This window comes from Yersinia canariae (assembly GCF_009831415.1).
GTDB lineage: Bacteria > Pseudomonadota > Gammaproteobacteria > Enterobacterales > Enterobacteriaceae > Yersinia > Yersinia canariae.
In genome coordinates, this window is sequence record NZ_CP043727.1 from 1,318,472 (window position 1) to 1,337,660 (window position 19,189).

Genomic DNA, 19,189 nt, shown 5'->3' on the forward strand with positions numbered 1-19,189 from the left:
CAATAATTCCCACCAACTTCATCAATAAAACCTAATATCCCTCTCAAACTGGCGGCGTATAGTTAACCCTATCATTATTTGGATACTAAAGGTCTCGCGATGAGTCAGAAACACATTGTGGTGCAGCAACCGGCAAAACCTAATCAATTAATTTTGTTATTTCATGGTGTTGGCGACAGCGCAGCGGGCATGGCACCGGTCGGCAGCCATTTTGCACAGGCATTTCCTCAGGCGCTGGTCGTCAGTATTGATGGGCCTTTTGCCAGTGACATGGGCAATGGGCGGCAGTGGTTTTCCGTCCAAGGGATAACTGAACAGGGCCGTCAGGGGCGTATTGACGAAGTGATGCCCGAGTTTATTGCCACTGTGCATCACTGGCAGCAGCAAAGTGGGCTGGGCGCACCACAGACGACGTTAGTGGGCTTCTCTCAGGGCACTATCATGTCATTAGAGGGAGTAAAAGGGCAGCCACAGTTGGCTGGGCAAGTTATCGGATTCAGTGGACGTTTTGCTACTTTGCCGCAGAAACCCATTACTGACGTCGTGGTGCATCTGATTCATGGTGAGCAGGATGGGGTTATATCGGTGGAACAGGCCAAAGCGGCGGCGAGTAGCTTAACGGCACTGGGTAACACTGTGACATTGGATTTGGCTGCTCATACCGGGCATGGCATTAATGAGCTGATGTTGGCGAGGGCTATTGCCCATCTGCGCCAAGACTTGGCAAAGCATTAAATCGGGGGGAGCGGTGCTCCCACCTGTTTACTTTTTCTTACCTTTATCCGGCCAATCGTCATCTTCATCCCACTGTGCATTATTATCGCGGTGTGGTGGGATTTCCGGCTTATTGTTCAAGAATTTTTTATGATCAAGACGGCGTAACTCTTTAATACCGTTTAAGATAATACCTGCCAGTAGGATAAGAACTACCCACCAATAATCTGCGAGCCAATGCATGGTTAACTTCCTTATATCCGTGGTTTTTCAAGAATTTGTATCTTGAAATCCATTGGGTATGGTTATAAATCGTGAAAAAATCATAGATAAATGGCTTGTTAGCCACTCACTACCCGCCACATCCTGTGATTGCCAGGCTTCCAGCAAGATGGCTGGTGTCAGTAAATGTTGCGCCGTTGCCGCCAGAGGGCGGTAACTCAGGTGCCAAGGCTCTGCGGCAACACCGCCAGTGTCTTCGCTAAAAGGCCGATAAAAGCCAAATTCGCCCATATGTGTATCAAGCCATTGAGTCAGTGGATAAAAATACCCGCCAGCCAGATATTCCCATGGTTCCAGTTGCAATTTTGTCCCCGTAGGTAATAGTGACGGATCGTAAATATCCAAATCACTGCCCCAGTGATGACGGCTGGCCCCCGGCAGGGCAGACCAGCGCAAAATAGCTTCACAGCGCGCAGCAGCATCAAGCTGAAGAATATCTATCGGCTGACTGTCTTTATCTAATACTGGTCGCTCGCCGCGAAATTTACCATTCCAGATAGCCAATTGGCGGTCAAAATCACGAAAAGTGCTGGCCGGCTGCAAATCAAAACCCGCCACTTTAGCCGCCTGTTGCATGGCCCGAAAGGCATCAACGGCCTGTGGCTGCATGCGGTGATGGCCCGTTAACATCACTAAATGTTCCGTTGAACGCCCGGTAAGCATCTGTGGTGTTAATGTATTAGCTGTCATGCGATGAGTTGCTCCATGATTCTTTGATACATCCGGCTGAGGAGTTGTAAATCAGCCGCGTGAACGCATTCATTCACTTTATGGATAGTGGCATTAACCGGCCCCAACTCAACGACCTGTGCGCCCATTAATGCAATAAAACGGCCATCAGAGGTGCCGCCGGTAGTTAATAATTGTGGTGTGATTTCCGCGTAATGCTCAACAGCATTCACGACCGCATCAACCAGTGCGCCACGGGCGGTGAGGAATGGCTGACCGGACAACACCCATTCCAGAGTGTAACTGAGTTGATGGCGCTCCAGCAGGGCTTCAACCCGTTGCTTAATCATACTGTCGGTCAGTTCAGTGCTGAAGCGGAAGTTGAACTGCACATAAAACTCACCTGGGATGACGTTATTGCTACCTGTACCGGCATGCAAGTTGGCTATCTGCATACTGGTAGCGGGGAAGAACTCATTACCTTCATCCCATTGGGTGGCCACCAGTTCATTCAGGGCGGGCATGGCGCGGTGAACCGGGTTGTCAGCCAGATGCGGATAAGCCACATGGCCTTGAACGCCGTGGATGCGCAAGTTGGCGGTGATAGAGCCGCGCCGGCCATTTTTCACGACATCGCCGACGCGATCAGTACTGGATGGTTCACCCACCAAACAATAATCCAGCCGTTCATGGCGTGCCATCAGAGTGTTAACCACTTTGACTGTGCCATTAATGGCTTTGGCTTCTTCATCGGAGGTAATCATAAATGCCAACCGACCTTTATGATCCGGATGGGCGGCAACAAAACGCTCTGCCGCAACCACCATGGCCGCCAGCGAGCCTTTCATGTCGGCGGCACCACGGCCATACAGCATGCCATCGCGAATAGTTGGCTCAAAAGGCGGACTGTTCCAGTGACTTTCCTCACCGGTAGGAACCACATCAGTATGACCGGCAAATGCCAGCGTTTCGCCTTCACCACGCCATGCCCAGAAGTTGAGGGTATCACCGAAATTTATGGGTTCGACAGTAAAGCCGATGGCTTCCAAGCGCTGAATCATGATCTCCTGGCAACCCGCATCATTAGGGCTGAGCGACGGGCGTTTAATCAATTGTTGGGCCAGGTCGATTACCGGACAGATCATGTTATTGCACCTCAATAGCGGTTGGATTATGGGGAAGGTGTTGCTGAATAAATAGTTGATAGTGTTCAATTTTAAAGCCCAACAGCATCTCGCCATCAGCGGCTTCCAACAGTGGGCGTTTGATGATGGCGGGTTGTTCAAGCATCAGCAATTTAGCCGACTGCGCATCAATAATCGCATCGCGCTGGGCTTGCGGCACTTTACGCCAGGTGGTGCCACGGGTATTTAGTAATGGCTCCCAACCCAGTTTATCGATAAAGCCTTGCAACTGTTCGTCACTCAATCCATCCACGCGATAATCATGAAACTGATAGGCAATACCTTGTTCTTCCAGCCAGCGGCGGGCCTTTTTTATGGTGTCACAGTTTTTAATGCCATAAAGGCGCAATAATGGGATTGCTGGGTTATCTGACATGGAAAAATAATACCTCGGCTAGAATGGCACGATTATGCAGGATAAATTCAAGGCCAGTCATTTATGCGACTGCCCGGCTCTATTTTGTCCATAATGCGTGAAAATGGGGTTTGAATCCAGACGGCGATGGGATGATTAGCGCGTAAAGGCGCGCGTGCTACCGGGGAATTTAGCCAATACGGTCAAGGTCTGCGGCATATTGGCGAATCGCTTTTTGGTAGAGGCTGATATCCTGATGGTTTGAGGTTTCAGCCAGCAATATCAATAATGCGGCAACGGCTTCTTTGGTTTCACCGAGATTGTACAGTGTCATGGCCCGAAACAATGTTATCTCTTTTGCCTGCGGAAAACGGGCCAAAGCGGCGTCGAATGTATCTAATGATTCTTGATATAACCCCAGCGCCCGGTAAGTGCTACCCAACCCCAAGTAAGCTTCCTGTAACTCTTTACCCGCCAGATTATGCTCGATAGCCGCGCGGTAAAAGGGGATTGCTTGCAACTCTAACCCTTGCACATCATAAAGGGAGGCAATCTTATACAGCAGGCTGGGGTTATTGGGGGCGCTGCGCAGTAAGTTTTGCGCCATTGCCACCGCATCATCATAACGGCCCAACTCTTTCAGCGAATCAATAGAGTGTTTCATGGTTTTACTCTGTATTTTGCCAATAATGGTTTTTGTCAAAAACGGCATTTGCCCCTATCTATCTGAGCACGCTACTCCGGAATCACTCAACAGGCAAGTAAAGTGGGGCTTACCAGAGAAGCACAGTAAAAAAGCCAAATTCAATATCTCTGAAGCAGATCTCATTTCAACAATAACTCAGATGAATTCCCATTTTGACTGTTCAAAAAACAGGCGTATAATTGACCGCGATAATTAGAGAGGAAGTTATGGTTGATTTTGAGTTAAGCACATGGAAAGAGTTTATCGATGCTATGCTGCGTCAGGCATAAGCGAATAAACCGGCAGTAAGAGTTCATATCTTTTGTTGTTTTATCGATTGACTTAATGACATACCCAGGGGCGAGGATTCGCTCGCAGAAAGGCAGAAACTGTAGAGTTTCTGCCTTTTTTATATCCGTCATCTTTCACGTCGTCGGGGCTTATTACTCTTTCGCGCGCGGCGGCCGGCCGGGGAAGCGGCGGCGAACTAAGACAAAGAACAGTGGCACGAAGAAAATAGCCAGCACGGTCGCAGAAATCATCCCGCCCATAACGCCAGTACCCACTGCATGTTGGCTGCCAGAACCAGCCCCTTGGCTGATAGCCATAGGCAATACACCAAAGATAAACGCCAATGAAGTCATCAGAATGGGCCGCAAACGCTGGCGGGAAGCTTCAAGTGTCGCCGCCACCAAATCTTTGCCTTTATTGTTCAATTCACTGGCAAACTCGACAATTAAGATGGCATTTTTGGCGGATAACCCAATGATGGTCAGCAAGCCGACTTGGAAATAGACGTCATTTTCCAAGCCCCGCATCCAAGTTGCCGCAACGGCCCCAATCACCCCGAGCGGCACAACCAGCATCACGGAGAAGGGGATTGACCAACTTTCATAGAGCGCCGCCAGACACAAGAACACCACTAACAGTGAGATAGCATAAAGGGCAGGGGCTTGTGAGCCAGATAGCCGTTCTTGATAGGACATTCCAGTCCATTCCAGGCCGAACCCATTGGGCAGTTGTTTAACCAACCCCTCCATCACATCCATGGCAGTACCGGTACTGACCCCCGGAGCGGCTTCACCGACGATTTCTAATGCCGAATAGCCGTTATAGCGCTCTAACCGCGGTGAGCCGTATTCCCAGCGAGTGGTAGAAAAAGCGGAGAAAGGCACCATGCCGCCATTTTTATTGCGCACATACCACTTGTTGATGTCTTCGGGCAACATACGCGCCGTGGCTTCAGATTGGACATAAACTTTCTTCACTCGGCCCCGGTCGACAAAGTCATTAACGTAAGTTGAGCCCCAGGCGGTTTTTAGTGTGTTGTTAATATCATCTAATGACACTCCCAGCGCTTGCGCTTTGCGCTGATCAATATCTATCTGCAATTGTGGGCTATCATCCAACCCATTGTGCCGCACTCGCGTTAGCGCCGGGTCTTGCGAGGCCATCTGTAATAATTGGTCACGGGCGGCCATCAGTTTGTCATGGCCTAATCCACCGTGATCTTGCAATTCCATATCAAAACCGGATGAGCCACCCAAACCTGAAATGGCCGGAGGGCTACTGACAGAGACTTTGGCTTCGCCGATTTTATTAAACACTTTGGTCGCGCGTTCAATAATGGCAAAAGAGGAGTCATGGCTGCCTTTGCGCTGTTCCCAGTCAGACAATCGAATGAACAAACGCGCGACGTTCTGACCATTACCGCCGGGGCCAGACCCCACGGTGGAGAACACCGACAGCACGTTATTCTTCTCTGCTGTCAGAAAGTAATTTTCGACTTTCTCAACCACTTTCAATGTCTGTTGCTGAGTGGAGCCGACGGGAAGCTGGACTTGCGCCATAAACACGCCACGGTCTTCCAACGGCAAGAATGACGTCGGTAACTTGATAAACAGCAGCGCCAGCCCACCGAGAAGCAGTAAATACAACAACATATATCGCACGCTGTGGTGTAACACGCGCGCCACGCCCCGCTCGTAACGATGGGCATTGCTGTCAAACATGCGGTTAAACCAGCCGAAGAAGCCGCGTTTGGCGTGATGATGTCCCGGTTTGATGGGCTTGAGCATGGTGGCGCAAAGTGCGGGAGTCAAAATCAATGCCACCAGAACTGACAGCACCATGGCAGATACAATGGTAATGGAGAATTGACGGTAAATGGCCCCGGTGGTGCCGCCAAAGAAAGCCATCGGGATAAATACGGCTGACAGCACCAGGGCAATCCCCACGAGTGCGCCCTGAATTTGGCCCATTGATTTACGGGTGGCTTCGCGCGGGTCAAGCCCTTCCTCGCTCATGACCCGCTCCACGTTTTCCACCACCACGATAGCATCATCGACTAATAACCCGATGGCTAACACAATGGCAAACATAGTTAAGGTATTAATACTGAACCCAAATACTGACAATATTGCGAAAGTGCCCAATAGCACCACCGGGACGGCAATCGTTGGAATAAGGGTGGCGCGGAAGTTTTGTAAGAACAAATACATTACCAGGAAAACCAGCAAAATGGCTTCCAGCAGCGTTTTCACCACATCCTTAATTGAAGCTTTAACAAACGGCGTTGTTTCATAAGCAATTTTTGCTTCAAGGCCGTGTGGGAAAAATGGGGCCAGCTCAGCGATACGGGCTTTGACTAATTCATCGGTTTGCAGTTCATTCGCACCTGATGCCAATTTGACACTCATCCCCGATGCTGCCTGCCCGTTAAAGCGGCTCAAGTAATCATATTTTTCAGCGCCCATTTCAATTTTTGCCACATCTCCCAGTGTCACCAGTGACCCATCCTGATTGACTCTCAGGGTGATTTCTCTGAATTGCTCCGGGGTTTGTAATTGGGATTGGGCATTAATCGTGGCATTCAGCGCCTGGTTATCAACAGAGGGCGTTCCGCCCAATTGGCCCACGGCTATCTGGCTATTTTGCGACGTAATGGCGGTGACAATATCTTGGGTTGTGAGTTGATAATTATTGAGTTTATTGGGATCAAGCCAAATGCGCATAGCATATTGGGAGCCAAAGGCATCAATACTGCCAACACCTTCAATGCGGCTCAGAGGGTCTTGCAGATTACTGGCGACATAGTCGGCAATATCTTGTTTATCCATACTGCCATCGGTGGAGACAAATGCCACCATCATCAAGGTGTTATCACCAGATTTAGAGACCGAAACACCTTGCTGTTGCACATCTTGCGGCAGCTTTTTAATCGCCGATTGCAACTGATTTTGCACCTGTTGCATAGCTTCATTAGGGTTAGTCCCCGCCTGGAATGTCAGTGTTATTGATGCACTGCCGGAGTTACTGCTTTGTGATGACATATACAGCAGGTTATCCAGGCCAGTCATACTTTGTTCTATAACTTGCGTGACAGTATTTTCCAGTGTTTGTGCTGAGGCTCCGGGGTATGAGGCACTGATGCGCACATTTGGCGGTGCCAAATTGGGGTATTGCTCAACCGGCAGTGTTGAGATTGCCAATGCGCCAGTCAGACACAAAATTATCGCCAATACCCAAGCAAATATTGGGCGGTCGATGAAAAAATTAGCCATGCAGTGCCAGCCTCTAAAGTTAAATGTAGCAGAATCTACTGTGCACTTTACGTGGGAATGCTGAAGAAAACGTGAAGAAAATAAGGAGAAGCTGTAAAAAACCTCGATAAAATCGAGTTAATTTTCCTTGATGGCGATAAAAGTCATATATCCTAAATAGTTCGAGTTGCCCGACGGCTGCCAACGGACATATAACGTGAAGTATGGCGGGTATAAACAGGTGTTTTTTCTAGTATCAGGTAGACTCATTAGCAGTGACTCAAAATAGGACTTTGTATGGAACTTAATCCCGTGTTTGCTCGTCGTCTCTACCTTTGCTGGCTGATCAGCCGAGGTGAGCCAATGAATGTGCCGCGTTTGATGGAATTGACAGGCTGGCCGCGGCGAACATTACAGGATGTCTTGAAAGCCTTGCCCGGTTTGGGCATCACAATGACATTTGTGCAAGATGGTGTGCGCAATAATGCAGGATATTACCGGCTAGATAGCTGGGGGCCACTGAATAAACAGTGGATAGATGATAACCATGATTTTATTTTAGCAGCCATTGAATAATGTAATAACTTGGCTGCTATTAAATAATAAAGCAGTCGTTAATATTTTTTATTTTCTAAAAACATGATAGTTGCCGCGACACGTGAGCGAACATTTAGTTTGCGTAATAAATTACGGATATGCACTTTCACGGTTTCTTCTGAAATGTGTAACTCAAACGCGACTTGTTTATTGGACATGCCCCGCGCTACTTCTTGCAGAACGTCTAATTCACGCTCGGTTAATTCAGAGAATGGATTAACCTGTTCATCTCGGGACGATAAATACTGTGTAACTGCATCACTGAATACTTTCTCACCCTTTGAAGCAAGGCGGATATTTTCCAGCAATATTTCAGGTTCGCTGTCTTTAAGCAGATAACCATCCGCACCGGCATCAATCATTGCGTATACATCACTGCGTGCATCAGAGACGGTCAAAACAATAATCCGTGCATCAATACCTTCATGGCGTAATGCTTTCAAGGTATCCAGCCCAGACATTCCTTTCATATTCAGGTCGAGCAGAATGACATCCGGTTGACATTTAGCCGCTTCGGTAATGGCGTCGTTTCCGCAGCTGGCTTCAGCAACCACATCAAAGTTGCTATCCAGCTCAAGTAACTGCTTGATCCCACGGCGCATGAGGGGATGATCGTCAACGATCATAATGGTGTGACTTTTGGTCATAATAAGTATTGTCCCTGTAACCGGTAGCATTAAATGACTGGCTGTTGATCGTGGATTATTTAGGGTCGCTGATTTGGCCGACCATGTTATCCATCATAGTTAGTTGAACCACGCTTTAAGTGTACCTTAAAACCCCGATCAAATTCATTTAACAGCGGTAGTTTATCTGAAGAATAATGGCCAAATTATCATTTCTCATTGATAGCCATTCTCATTAAACAAATCGTTATATAAAAAATGTAATAACGCAAATAGATTTAACAGTGACAAATTGCGCAAATAACCACTAAATTAATTGATCTTGCTCAATATCTACTAGCGATTAACCCTAAAGAGTAATTATTTTATTACTCATTATTCTGTATTTAATACCCAAACACTGGGGAATTCTTCTATTAATACAAATAAGAATTATTATCAAATAGTTTAATGTAACCCACTGAGCTTTAAATAAACAATTTCTAACGTACACGCGGGCGCGCCAGTAGATGTTAAGGATATCAGCATGACTGATTTATCACGGCGTAAATTGCTGACTGGTTTTTGGCAAGCGGGTAAACAGCAATCCTCGGTTACCCGGCCGCCTTGGTCGGTAATTGAAAATGATTTTATTACGGGCTGTACCCGTTGTCATGATTGTATTGCCGCTTGTGAAACTGGCGTGTTGGTTGCCGGTGCTGGCGGATTCCCCGAAATAGATTTTCAGCGCGCCGAGTGCAGTTTCTGCCAAGCCTGTGTGCAAGCATGTAAAGCAGGCGTTTTCATTTCAACGGCGCTGCCGGCATGGTCGCTTAAAGTCAACATATCAGACCGCTGTTTATCTTTTCACAATATTGAATGCCGCAGTTGTCAGGATAGTTGTGAAACGCGGGCGATTAAATTCCGTCCACGGCTGAATGGCATTGCTCAACCTGAATTAGACCTTCCTGCCTGTACCGGCTGTGGTGCCTGCGTACCCAGTTGCCCAGTCCAGGCAGTCACCCTTACCCGGAGTCAAGATGGACGATAAAGAATGGCATGTCTGTGGATTGGTATTACAAGCCAAGCCCGCGCGAATAGCGCAGCTAACCGACAGTCTGCTGGCGATTCCGGGGACAGAAATACCTACCAGTGATGTCGCTCTGGGAAAATTGGTGGTGGTTATGCAGGCAGCGCGCTCAGACGTACTCCTGAATTATATTGAGTCAGCACGAAATCTGGATGGCGTGCTGGCTGTATCGCTGGTTTATCACCAGCAGGATCAGCAAGGTGAGGAAATACCATGAAACTCAGTCGCCGGGATTTTATGAAGGCCAATGCCGCAGTTGCAGCGGCTGCCGCAGCCGGATTGACCATACCTACAGTCGCCAAGGCGGTTACAGGTGAGACAACAAATGCAATCAAATGGGATAAAGCACCTTGCCGATTCTGTGGTACTGGCTGCGGTGTCTTGGTCGGCACGCAAAATGGCCGTATCGTGGCATCTCAAGGTGACCCGGATTCACCGGTCAACCGTGGGCTGAACTGCGTGAAAGGCTATTTCCTGCCTAAAATCATGTATGGGAAAGACCGCCTGACTCAGCCATTGCTGCGCATGAAAGATGGTCAATATGATAAAGAAGGCGATTTCACCCCGGTAACTTGGGAAAAAGCCTTTGATATCATGGAGCTGAAATTTAAAAATGCACTAAAAGAAAAAGGCCCGACGGCTGTGGGCATGTTCGGCTCCGGCCAATGGACCGTGTGGGAAGGTTATGCTGCATCGAAATTGCTGAAAGCCGGCTTCCGCTCCAACAACCTTGACCCCAATGCCCGTCACTGTATGGCGTCTTCCGTAGTGGGCTTTATGCGTACCTTTGGTATGGATGAGCCAATGGGTTGCTACGATGATATTGAAGAGGCAGATGCTTTCGTGCTCTGGGGCTCCAATATGGCGGAAATGCACCCAGTGTTATGGTCGCGTATGACCAGCCGACGTCTGACAAATGACAATGTCAGGATCGCCGTACTGTCTACTTTTGAACATCGCAGCTTTGAACTGGCCGATAACCCGATGGTCTTTACCCCTCAGACCGATCTGGTGATTATGAATTATATCGCCAATTATATTATTCAAAATAATGCTGTTGATCAGGGCTTCCTCGACCGTCATGTGAATTTCCGTCGCGGTGCTACCGACATCGGCTATGGTTTACGGCCAACACACCCCTTGGAAAAAGCGGCCAAAAACCCAGGTAGTGATGCATCTGAGCCGATGAGCTTTGATGATTTTAAAACCTTTGTTGCTGAATACACACTGGAAAAAGCCGCCAAGATGAGTGGCGTGCCGGAAGATCAATTAGAATCACTGGCGCAGTTGTATGCTGACCCGAAAGTGAAACTGGTGTCTTACTGGACGATGGGCTTTAACCAGCATACTCGTGGCGTTTGGGCCAATAACATGTGCTACAACCTGCACCTGTTAACCGGCAAGATTTCTAAACCGGGTTCTGGGCCTTTCTCCTTGACCGGCCAGCCTTCCGCTTGCGGCACTGCGCGTGAAGTCGGGACTTTCTCCCACCGCCTGCCAGCAGACATGGTGGTGACCAACGAAAAACATCGCCAGATTGCTGAAACCAAATGGCAGTTACCTGCGGGCACTATTCCGGAAAAAGTCGGTTTACATGCAGTAGCACAAGACCGCGCATTGAAAGATGGCACTCTCAACGCCTACTGGGTGATGTGTAATAACAACATGCAGGCCGGGCCAAATATCAATGAAGAGCGCATGCCGGGTTGGCGTGATCCGCGTAATTTTATTGTTGTTTCAGACCCTTACCCAACAGTGAGTGCTCTGGCCGCTGACCTTATCTTGCCGACCGCGATGTGGGTTGAGAAAGAGGGGGCTTACGGGAATGCTGAGCGCCGTACCCAATTCTGGCGTCAACAAGTGCCTGCACCGGGCGAGGCAAAATCTGACTTATGGCAGATGGTCGAGTTCGCCAAGCGCTTCAAAGTTGAAGAAGTGTGGCCTGATGAGCTGATTAACAAGAAACCGGAGTATCGCGGTAAAACGCTGTATGACGTGCTGTTTGCCAACAATGTTGTGAATAAATACCCGCTGAGTGAAATCCCTGCTGACCAATTGAATGATGAAGCGCGTGATTTTGGTTTCTATCTGCAAAAAGGGCTGTTTGAAGAATATGCCGATTTTGGCCGTGGTCATGGTCACGATTTAGCCCCGTTTGACCGCTACCATCAGGAACGCGGGCTGCGCTGGCCGGTAGTCAATGGCAAAGAAACCCTCTGGCGTTACCGCGAAGGCTTTGATCCCTTCGTCCCGAAAGGCGACGACGTCCGTTTTTACGGCAAACCGGATGGTAAAGCTGTGATATTCGCACTGCCTTACGAACCTGCGGCTGAAAGCCCGGACCAAGAGTATGACCTGTGGCTCTCCACTGGCCGTGTGCTGGAGCATTGGCATACCGGCTCAATGACCCGTCGGGTGCCTGAGTTACATCGTGCTTTCCCAGAAGCGGTGCTATTTATTCACCCGCTGGATGCTAAAGCCCGTGACTTACGGCGCGGTGACAAAGTGAAAGTGATTTCACGCCGTGGTGAAGTGATTTCGCTGGTCGAAACCCGCGGCCGTAACCGTCCGCCACAAGGGCTGGTGTATATGCCGTTCTTTGATGCCGCCCAGTTGGTGAATAACCTGACGCTGGATGCCACTGACCCGTTATCCAAAGAAACTGACTTTAAGAAATGTGCAGTGAAATTGGCTCGGGTCGTCGCGTAGTTCAGGAAGTACGGTGTTCTCAGGAGAAAATAATGAATAACACGATGTTTCACGTATTCAATCGCCGGGTAATATCTGTGATATCGCTACTGGCGGTATTGGTGATGGCGGGGGGCGTTAATGCCGCCAGCAATGTCGAGATGGATTTAAGCCAATCACCGGAAGTCTCTGCGACGGCTGAAGGGACGGTGAAAATGCCAAAACAGCAACAGCGGATGGCACTGAACTATGTTAACCAGCCACCCATGGTTCCACACAGTGTGGATGGTTATCAAATCAGCAAAAATACTAACCGCTGCTTGCAATGTCATGGCGTTGAACATTATCGGACGACAGGTGCGCCGCGTGTTAGTCCGACTCACTTTATTGACCGCGATGGCAAAGTATCGAGTGAAGTTTCGCCACGCCGCTACTTCTGCTTGCAATGCCATGTGCCACAAACTGATGCAGCGCCGATTGTCGGTAATAGCTTCCAGCCAGCCCCTGGTTTTGGTCAATAAGCGAGATGGCTATTGTGAGATCAAACAATGAATGAGACTAAAAAGCCCGGCATTATCAAACGATTATGGCAGTGGTGGCGTCGGCCTAGCCGACTGGCGCTCGGGACGTTACTGCTGATTGGCTTTGTCAGTGGCATCATTTTCTGGGGCGGTTTTAATACCGGCATGGAAATGGCGAATACTGAGAAATTCTGTATTAGCTGCCATGAAATGAAAGACAACGTTTATCAGGAATATATGGGAACCATCCACTACAGCAACCGCAGTGGTGTGAAGGCAACCTGTCCGGATTGCCATGTGCCCCATGAATGGGGGCCGAAAATGGTGCGTAAAATCAAAGCCAGTAAGGAGTTGTATGCCAAGGCCTTTGGTTTGATTGATACGCCGCAGAAGTTTGAGGCCCACCGCCTGACCATGGCCGAAAATGAGTGGGCGCGGATGAAAGCCAATAACTCGCAAGAGTGCCGCAACTGCCATAACTTCGACAATATGGACTTTACCGCGCAGAAAACGGTAGCAGCAAAAATGCACAGTAAAGCCATTGAGGCGGGGAAAACTTGTATCGATTGCCACAAAGGCATCGCCCATAAGTTGCCAGATATGAAGGATGTACCGACCGGTTTCTGATAGCAACGTTTCCAATATTTCATCTTAAATGCCCCGTTATCGGGGCATTTTTATGACACTTATTTCTATTGCAAATGCATCGGGACTAGCGTTAGCTTAGCAAATAAAGTTTTAGGGTGTTTTTGGGATTAAAGAAGGTGTTATGTCAGTCAAAATTGAAAATATTCAGAGTGAATTGTTATCTAAAAACTGGTTCAAACTACATAAATATACCTTTGATTTAGTCACCGATAATGGAACTCCAGTACAACAGATTCGCGAAGTGTATGATCGCGGCAATGGCGCGACTATTCTGTTATATAACCGCTCCAATGGCACTGTGGTGCTGACTAATCAATTTCGCATGCCAACATACGTCAATGGCAATCCTGACGGTATGTTACTGGAAGCTTGCGCCGGATTACTGGATAACGACTCCCCCGAAGAATGTATTCGCCGTGAAGCCATGGAAGAGACCGGTTATCAGGTTGATAGTGTACAAAAATTGTTTGAAGCCTATATGTCACCGGGTGGCGTCACTGAAATTATCCATTTCTTTGCGGCTGAATATCATTCGGATCAGAAAATCACTGATAACGTCGGGGTAGAAGACGAGGTGATTGAGGTGGTTGAATTACCATTCACTGAAACTATTGCCATGATGGCCGATGGCCGAATTAAAGATGGCAAAACCATCATGCTGCTGCAATACGCCCAAATCCACGGCTTATTAAATTAATATTCTTCTTATCCAGTGCGCTGCACTCTTCTGTTGCCGTGATCTCGCGGCATTGATCCCCTGAATGTTGATAATCCCTTCTGATTGATAAGTAAATTCTTCTGTTGATGCAAAAATGTTACGCAGAGTATGCCCTGCTTCATAGATTGTGATAATTCTCTCACTATACTGGTTCTGTTATTGGTCATACCACCTCAAAGCATAAAAGCAAAGGGAACCTACAATGGACGAACAATTGAAACAGAGCGCACTTGATTTTCACCAATATCCTACTCCAGGGAAAATTCAGGTATCGCCAACCAAACCGCTAGCCACCCAACGGGACTTGGCGCTGGCTTATTCTCCTGGTGTTGCTGCTCCGTGTCTGGAGATTGCTGCTGATCCATTGGCGGCTTATAAATATACGGCACGCGGCAACCTGGTTGCGGTTATTTCGAACGGCACTGCGGTACTGGGGCTGGGTAATATTGGAGCATTAGCGGGTAAGCCGGTAATGGAAGGGAAGGGAGTTTTGTTTAAGAAGTTTTCCGGTATTGATGTATTTGATATTGAAATCGATGAACACGACCCCGATAAACTGATTGATATTATTGCTTCGCTGGAACCCACATTCGGCGGCATCAACCTGGAAGATATCAAAGCACCTGAGTGCTTCTATATTGAGCAGAAATTACGTGAGCGCATGAAGATCCCGGTATTCCATGATGATCAACATGGTACGGCGATTATCTGCACCGCTGCGGTGCTCAATGGCTTGCGGGTCGTGAAGAAAGATATTAGCGATGTGAAGTTGGTGGTCTCAGGGGCGGGTGCTGCTTCCATTGCTTGCCTGAACTTATTAGTTGCTCTGGGATTAAAACATCACAATATTACGGTGTGTGATTCCAAGGGAGTGATTTATCAGGGTCGTGAAGCCAATATGGCCGAAACCAAAGCGGCTTATGCGATTGAAGACAACGGCCAGCGCACGTTAGGCGATGCAATGCCAGGTGCGGATATTTTCCTCGGCTGCTCCGGCCCTGGCGTTCTCACACCAGACATGGTGAAAACTATGGCCCCTAGCCCACTCATTTTGGCGCTGGCGAACCCGGAACCTGAAATTTTACCGCCATTGGCAAAAGCGGCGCGCCCAGATGCGATTATCTGTACTGGCCGCTCGGATTACCCGAATCAGGTCAACAACGTGCTGTGCTTCCCGTTTATCTTCCGGGGCGCATTAGACGTGGGCGCGACCACCATTAACGAAGAAATGAAACTGGCTTGTGTGCATGCGATTGCAGATTTGGCACTGGCTGAGCAGAGTGATGTGGTGGCATCTGCCTATGGTGAACAAGACCTTTCCTTTGGCCCTGAATACATCATTCCTAAACCATTCGACCCACGGTTGATTGTGAAAATTGCACCGGCGGTGGCGAAAGCGGCGATGGACTCCGGTGTGGCAACTCGCCCAATCACCGACTTTAGTGCCTACGTAGAGAAACTGACGGAATTTGTCTACAAAACCAACCTGTTTATGAAGCCGATTTTCTCGCAGGCGAAAAAAGAGATGAAGCGGGTAGTCTTGGCGGAAGGGGAAGAGGAGCGAGTATTACATGCAACTCAGGAGCTTGTTTCTCAGGGGCTGGCATATCCAATCTTGATTGGTCGCCCAAGTGTCATTGAGACTCGACTGAAAAAATTGGGTCTGCAAATTACGGCCGGAAAAGATTTCGAAGTGGTCAATAATGAATCTGACCCGCGTTTTAATGAATATTGGCACGAATACTATCAAATAATGAAACGCCGTGGCGTCTCACAGGAACAAGCGCGCCGTGCCGTCATTGGTAACCCAACACTGATTGGCTCCATTATGGTCCATCGGGGAGAGGCTGATGCCATGATTTGTGGCACGATTGGCACCTATCATGAGCATTATGATGTCGTCGAAAAAGTCTTTGGTTTCCGTGACGGCGCGCATGTGGCTGGTGCAATGAATGCGCTGTTGCTGCCAACCGGTAACACTTTCATTGCCGATACTTATGTCAATGACGATCCAACGCCGGAGCAACTGGCCGAGATTACGTTGATGGCCGCTGAAACTGTGCGCCGTTTTGGTATCGAACCCAAAGTGGCGTTGCTATCTCATTCGAGTTTCGGGACATCGAATTGCCCGGCTGCCCGTAAAATGCGCCGTACACTTGAGCTGGTGAATCAGATGGCACCTGAGCTGGAGATTGACGGCGAAATGCACGGCGATGCAGCGCTGGTGGAAAGTATCCGCCATAACCTGATGCCAGACAGCCCACTGAAAGGAGCCGCAAACGTACTGATTATGCCGAATATGGAAGCCGCACGAATCAGTTATAACTTGCTGCGCGTGACTTCTTCTGAGGGCGTGACGGTAGGGCCAGTGCTGATGGGGGTGGCGAAACCGGTACATATTCTGACGCCAATTGCTTCTGTGCGTCGTATCGTGAATATGGTGGCATTAGCAGTGGTCGAGGCGCAAACCCAGCCACTGTAAATACTCTTGCGCTTGGGCAGTCAGCAAGCAAACCCCGAATCACTTACATTTGTATATGATTCGGGTGAGTGTGCGCAGCTAACAACCCCGCAGCTTTAAGTGCTAAGGGGATTGCGGCGGTTTTTACTGGCTTGTTGTAGCCACTTATCCAGCTCATTGGCAAATTGCTGGCGGTCGCGCTGATTCAAGGTATTGGGGCCACCGGTTTGAATACCACTGGCGCGCATGGTGTCCATAAAGTCACGCATATTCAGCCGCTCACGAATAGTGTCTGGGGTATAGCGCTCGCCACGAGGGTTTAGCGCAATTCCCCCTTTCTCAATTACCTCAGCCGCCAGCGGAATATCGGCGGTAATGACCAGGTCATTTTTTTCGACGCGCTGCACGATTTCGTTATCGGCAACATCAAAGCCGGATGCTACCTGTAATGTACGGATAAACTTTGAGGGCGGTGTTTTTAGTGGCTGATTTGCCACCAGTGTAACCATCACACCGGTGCGGTCTGCGGCACGAAATAACACTTCCTTAATGACATTCGGACAGGCGTCCGCATCAACCCAAATTTGCATCAGTCGTGTTCTCCTGCGGCCAGCCAGTCTTTTACTGGCAGAAAATCGCGGTACAGTGCCGCTTCAGCGCTGTCTGTCGCCGGTTGATAATTATATTCCCAGCGAACCAGTGGTGGCAGAGACATTAAAATAGATTCTGTGCGGCCGCCGGTTTGCAGACCGAATAATGTGCCACGATCCCAAACCAGATTAAATTCGACATAACGGCCCCGACGATAAAGTTGGAATTCGCGCTCGCGCTCCCCCCAACTCAGGGTTTTGCGCCGCGCAACAATCGGCATATAAGCATCAAGAAAACCATTGCCAACCGCCTGAGTAAAGTTAAAACAGGTATCAAAATCTGGGCTGTTCAAATCATCGAAAAATAGGCCGCCAATACCACGAGCTTCATTGCGGTGCTTAATGTAGAAATAGTCATCGCACCATTTCTTATAACGAGGGTAGATTTGCTCACCAAATGGCTGGCACAACTTATGGGCGGTTTGATGCCAGTGAATCGCATCTTCTTCAAAACCATAAAAGGGTGTTAAATCAAAGCCACCACCAAACCACCACACGGGATCTTCGCCGGGTTTTTCAGCAATAAAAAAACGCACATTAGCATGGCTGGTGGGCAGATAAGGGCTGAGCGGATGAATAACGAGCGACACGCCCAGCGCTTGAAAACTGCGGCCAGCCAGTTCAGGACGATGTGCGGTGGCGGATGCAGGTAGTGTCGCGCCTGATACATGCGAAAAGTTTACACCCGCCTGCTCGAATATCGCCCCTTTGACTAATACCCGACTACGGCCACCGCCGCCTTCTTCACGAACCCAGTTTTCTTCTGTGAACTCGGCACTGCCATCAGCTTGAGCCAATGCAGAGCATATTCTATCCTGCAAATCGAGCAGATAGGTTTTGATTTGGGCTATATCGAGTAAATTCATCAGAAGGGTTCTTGTTACCTGGCAATTTTCAGGGGCTAAGTATACCCCGATTTGCCGTCATTGTTGTACTCTCGGTGTGGATTAGTGCTTATTCAGCAGAGCGCTGTGCAAGATTTATCTGCTTCTTATCAAATATCATTACGCACTATCGCTATGGGAAATATCACTTTATTATTGCGTGATATAATATTGCACAATGATCAGCATATCCATTTTACTCAAGGGTGCGAATATCGATGGAAATCCGCGTATTTCAGCAAGGCGATTTTGAAGAAGTGATTCTGCTGTGGGAGCATTGCGACTTGCTGCGACCTTGGAATGATCCGGAAATGGATATTGAACGTAAGTTGAATCATGACCCCGAATTATTTTTAGTGGCAGAAGTCAGCGGTGCGATTGTCGGCTCAGTAATGGGCGGTTATGACGGCCACCGTGGATCTGCATATTATCTGGGGGTTCATCCCGATTTTCGCGGCCGTGGCTTTGCCAATGCGCTGATCAGCCGGTTAGAAAAGAAATTAATTGCTCGTGGCTGCCCAAAGCTGAATATCATGGTGCGCGAAGACAATGACGCAGTCATCGGCATGTATGAAAAGCTGGATTACGAGACGCAAGACAGCATCATGCTGGGCAAGCGGCTGATTGTGGATCAGGAGTATTGAGGGTTTAGTTTGTTGAATTTAAAAGATATTTAATTTTTAATTCACTTCTGATTCAATAGCGCCACTGGCCGAAATGACCGAGCAACAGATAAGGTGATTTTGGCCGTTATCTCAAAAATTTTTAGCCGCCAATTTTTTGTTTTCTGCTGTTTTTCTCTCCTCAAATCGACCTTATTTGCCATAACTTATCCATGCGCATAGATAAATAAATTCTTTTTTGCCACACTCTTGCCACAGTTAGAAATAAAAGAG

19 protein-coding genes are annotated in these 19,189 nt (G+C 48.5%); 10 read left to right on the plus strand and 9 right to left on the minus strand.

Annotated elements, in window-relative coordinates:
- Positions 1–99: 99 nt before the first annotated feature.
- Complete coding sequence (ypfH, locus tag F0T03_RS06070) at positions 100–735, plus strand: esterase (RefSeq protein ID WP_159677454.1); 636 nt, start codon at positions 100–102, stop codon at positions 733–735.
- Positions 736–762: 27 nt separating this feature from the next.
- Here ypfH and F0T03_RS06075 read toward each other — a convergent pair whose 3' ends face one another.
- From F0T03_RS06075 to acrD, 6 genes are all read right to left on the minus strand, one after another.
- Positions 763–957, minus strand: coding sequence for a YpfN family protein (locus F0T03_RS06075; RefSeq protein ID WP_145553890.1), 195 nt, complete (start codon positions 955–957; stop codon positions 763–765).
- Between the two features lie 27 nt (positions 958–984).
- Positions 985–1,686 (minus strand): M15 family metallopeptidase, encoded by a 702-nt coding sequence (locus F0T03_RS06080; protein ID WP_159677455.1) that lies wholly within the window; start codon positions 1,684–1,686, stop codon positions 985–987.
- Positions 1,683–2,810, minus strand: coding sequence for a succinyl-diaminopimelate desuccinylase (gene dapE / locus F0T03_RS06085; protein WP_159677456.1), 1,128 nt, complete (start codon positions 2,808–2,810; stop codon positions 1,683–1,685). Before dapE ends, F0T03_RS06080 begins: the two co-directional genes overlap by 4 nt.
- 1 nt (position 2,811) lies before the next feature.
- Positions 2,812–3,225, minus strand: a complete 414-nt coding sequence (locus F0T03_RS06090) for an ArsC family reductase (protein ID WP_145553896.1) — start codon at positions 3,223–3,225, stop codon at positions 2,812–2,814.
- Positions 3,226–3,394: 169 nt separating this feature from the next.
- Positions 3,395–3,868, minus strand: a complete 474-nt coding sequence (locus tag F0T03_RS06095) for a tetratricopeptide repeat protein (RefSeq protein ID WP_145553898.1) — start codon at positions 3,866–3,868, stop codon at positions 3,395–3,397.
- Positions 3,869–4,332: 464 nt separating this feature from the next.
- A complete protein-coding gene (acrD, locus tag F0T03_RS06100) occupies positions 4,333–7,452 on the minus strand; it encodes a multidrug efflux RND transporter permease AcrD (RefSeq protein ID WP_159677457.1) in 3,120 nt (1,039 codons plus the stop codon).
- A 276-nt stretch (positions 7,453–7,728) separates the two neighbouring features.
- On the opposite strand from acrD, the gene F0T03_RS06105 reads away from it, so the two are divergent.
- Complete coding sequence (locus F0T03_RS06105; RefSeq protein ID WP_145553902.1) at positions 7,729–8,007, plus strand: winged helix-turn-helix domain-containing protein; 279 nt, start codon at positions 7,729–7,731, stop codon at positions 8,005–8,007.
- A 38-nt stretch (positions 8,008–8,045) separates the two neighbouring features.
- Here the strand turns inward: F0T03_RS06105 and narL are convergent, their stop codons facing one another.
- Entirely contained in the window at positions 8,046–8,675 is a 630-nt protein-coding gene (narL, locus tag F0T03_RS06110) for a two-component system response regulator NarL (RefSeq protein WP_159677458.1), read from the minus strand.
- 505 nt (positions 8,676–9,180) lie between these two features.
- Here narL and napF point away from each other — a divergent pair.
- The 7 genes from napF to maeB all read left to right on the plus strand — a co-directional run bounded on the left by napF (position 9,181) and on the right by maeB (position 16,780).
- Positions 9,181–9,684 carry a ferredoxin-type protein NapF gene (napF, locus tag F0T03_RS06115; protein ID WP_145553906.1) on the plus strand — a complete coding sequence of 168 codons (504 nt, stop codon included), beginning with the start codon at positions 9,181–9,183 and terminating at the stop codon, positions 9,682–9,684.
- Positions 9,674–9,940, plus strand: a complete 267-nt coding sequence (gene napD, locus F0T03_RS06120; protein ID WP_145553908.1) for a chaperone NapD — start codon at positions 9,674–9,676, stop codon at positions 9,938–9,940. Before napF ends, napD begins: the two co-directional genes overlap by 11 nt.
- Positions 9,937–12,432 carry a nitrate reductase catalytic subunit NapA gene (gene napA, locus F0T03_RS06125; RefSeq protein ID WP_159677459.1) on the plus strand — a complete coding sequence of 832 codons (2,496 nt, stop codon included), beginning with the start codon at positions 9,937–9,939 and terminating at the stop codon, positions 12,430–12,432. Before napD ends, napA begins: the two co-directional genes overlap by 4 nt.
- 32 nt (positions 12,433–12,464) lie before the next feature.
- Positions 12,465–12,932 carry a nitrate reductase cytochrome c-type subunit gene (gene napB / locus F0T03_RS06130; RefSeq protein ID WP_162526893.1) on the plus strand — a complete coding sequence of 156 codons (468 nt, stop codon included), beginning with the start codon at positions 12,465–12,467 and terminating at the stop codon, positions 12,930–12,932.
- 27 nt (positions 12,933–12,959) lie between these two features.
- Positions 12,960–13,559: a cytochrome c-type protein NapC gene (gene napC / locus F0T03_RS06135; protein ID WP_145553912.1), complete on the plus strand. Its 600-nt coding sequence runs from the start codon at positions 12,960–12,962 to the stop codon at positions 13,557–13,559.
- A 142-nt stretch (positions 13,560–13,701) separates the two neighbouring features.
- Positions 13,702–14,277, plus strand: coding sequence for a GDP-mannose pyrophosphatase NudK (nudK, locus tag F0T03_RS06140; RefSeq protein ID WP_159677460.1), 576 nt, complete (start codon positions 13,702–13,704; stop codon positions 14,275–14,277).
- Between the two features lie 223 nt (positions 14,278–14,500).
- Positions 14,501–16,780, plus strand: coding sequence for an NADP-dependent oxaloacetate-decarboxylating malate dehydrogenase (gene maeB, locus F0T03_RS06145; RefSeq protein WP_145553916.1), 2,280 nt, complete (start codon positions 14,501–14,503; stop codon positions 16,778–16,780).
- A 95-nt stretch (positions 16,781–16,875) separates the two neighbouring features.
- Here the strand turns inward: maeB and F0T03_RS06150 are convergent, their stop codons facing one another.
- Entirely contained in the window at positions 16,876–17,349 is a 474-nt protein-coding gene (locus tag F0T03_RS06150) for a YaiI/YqxD family protein (protein ID WP_159677461.1), read from the minus strand.
- Complete coding sequence (gene hemF / locus F0T03_RS06155; RefSeq protein ID WP_145553920.1) at positions 17,349–18,275, minus strand: oxygen-dependent coproporphyrinogen oxidase; 927 nt, start codon at positions 18,273–18,275, stop codon at positions 17,349–17,351. Before hemF ends, F0T03_RS06150 begins: the two co-directional genes overlap by 1 nt.
- Before the next feature lie 236 nt (positions 18,276–18,511).
- On the opposite strand from hemF, the gene F0T03_RS06160 reads away from it, so the two are divergent.
- Positions 18,512–18,937 carry a GNAT family acetyltransferase gene (locus F0T03_RS06160; protein ID WP_004392525.1) on the plus strand — a complete coding sequence of 142 codons (426 nt, stop codon included), beginning with the start codon at positions 18,512–18,514 and terminating at the stop codon, positions 18,935–18,937.
- Positions 18,938–19,189 lie beyond the last annotated feature (252 nt).

Bases quoted from the DNA above. Each gene is read 5' to 3' on its own strand.
- F0T03_RS06105 (WP_145553902.1), top strand. From the start codon at position 7,729: ATGGAACTTAATCCCGTGTTTGCTCGTCGTCTCTACCTTTGCTGGCTG.
- napB (WP_162526893.1), top strand. From the start codon at position 12,465: ATGAATAACACGATGTTTCACGTATTCAATCGCCGGGTAATATCTGTG.
- maeB (WP_145553916.1), top strand. From the start codon at position 14,501: ATGGACGAACAATTGAAACAGAGCGCACTTGATTTTCACCAATATCCT.
- napD (WP_145553908.1), top strand. From the start codon at position 9,674: ATGGACGATAAAGAATGGCATGTCTGTGGATTGGTATTACAAGCCAAG.
- nudK (WP_159677460.1), top strand. From the start codon at position 13,702: ATGTCAGTCAAAATTGAAAATATTCAGAGTGAATTGTTATCTAAAAAC.
- narL (WP_159677458.1), bottom strand. From the start codon at position 8,675: ATGACCAAAAGTCACACCATTATGATCGTTGACGATCATCCCCTCATG.
- F0T03_RS06150 (WP_159677461.1), bottom strand. From the start codon at position 17,349: ATGCAAATTTGGGTTGATGCGGACGCCTGTCCGAATGTCATTAAGGAA.
- F0T03_RS06160 (WP_004392525.1), top strand. From the start codon at position 18,512: ATGGAAATCCGCGTATTTCAGCAAGGCGATTTTGAAGAAGTGATTCTG.
- ypfH (WP_159677454.1), top strand. From the start codon at position 100: ATGAGTCAGAAACACATTGTGGTGCAGCAACCGGCAAAACCTAATCAA.
- napA (WP_159677459.1), top strand. From the start codon at position 9,937: ATGAAACTCAGTCGCCGGGATTTTATGAAGGCCAATGCCGCAGTTGCA.
- F0T03_RS06095 (WP_145553898.1), bottom strand. From the start codon at position 3,868: ATGAAACACTCTATTGATTCGCTGAAAGAGTTGGGCCGTTATGATGAT.
- F0T03_RS06075 (WP_145553890.1), bottom strand. From the start codon at position 957: ATGCATTGGCTCGCAGATTATTGGTGGGTAGTTCTTATCCTACTGGCA.
- hemF (WP_145553920.1), bottom strand. From the start codon at position 18,275: ATGAATTTACTCGATATAGCCCAAATCAAAACCTATCTGCTCGATTTG.
- acrD (WP_159677457.1), bottom strand. From the start codon at position 7,452: ATGGCTAATTTTTTCATCGACCGCCCAATATTTGCTTGGGTATTGGCG.
- napF (WP_145553906.1), top strand. From the start codon at position 9,181: ATGACTGATTTATCACGGCGTAAATTGCTGACTGGTTTTTGGCAAGCG.
- F0T03_RS06090 (WP_145553896.1), bottom strand. From the start codon at position 3,225: ATGTCAGATAACCCAGCAATCCCATTATTGCGCCTTTATGGCATTAAA.
- dapE (WP_159677456.1), bottom strand. From the start codon at position 2,810: ATGATCTGTCCGGTAATCGACCTGGCCCAACAATTGATTAAACGCCCG.
- F0T03_RS06080 (WP_159677455.1), bottom strand. From the start codon at position 1,686: ATGACAGCTAATACATTAACACCACAGATGCTTACCGGGCGTTCAACG.
- napC (WP_145553912.1), top strand. From the start codon at position 12,960: ATGAATGAGACTAAAAAGCCCGGCATTATCAAACGATTATGGCAGTGG.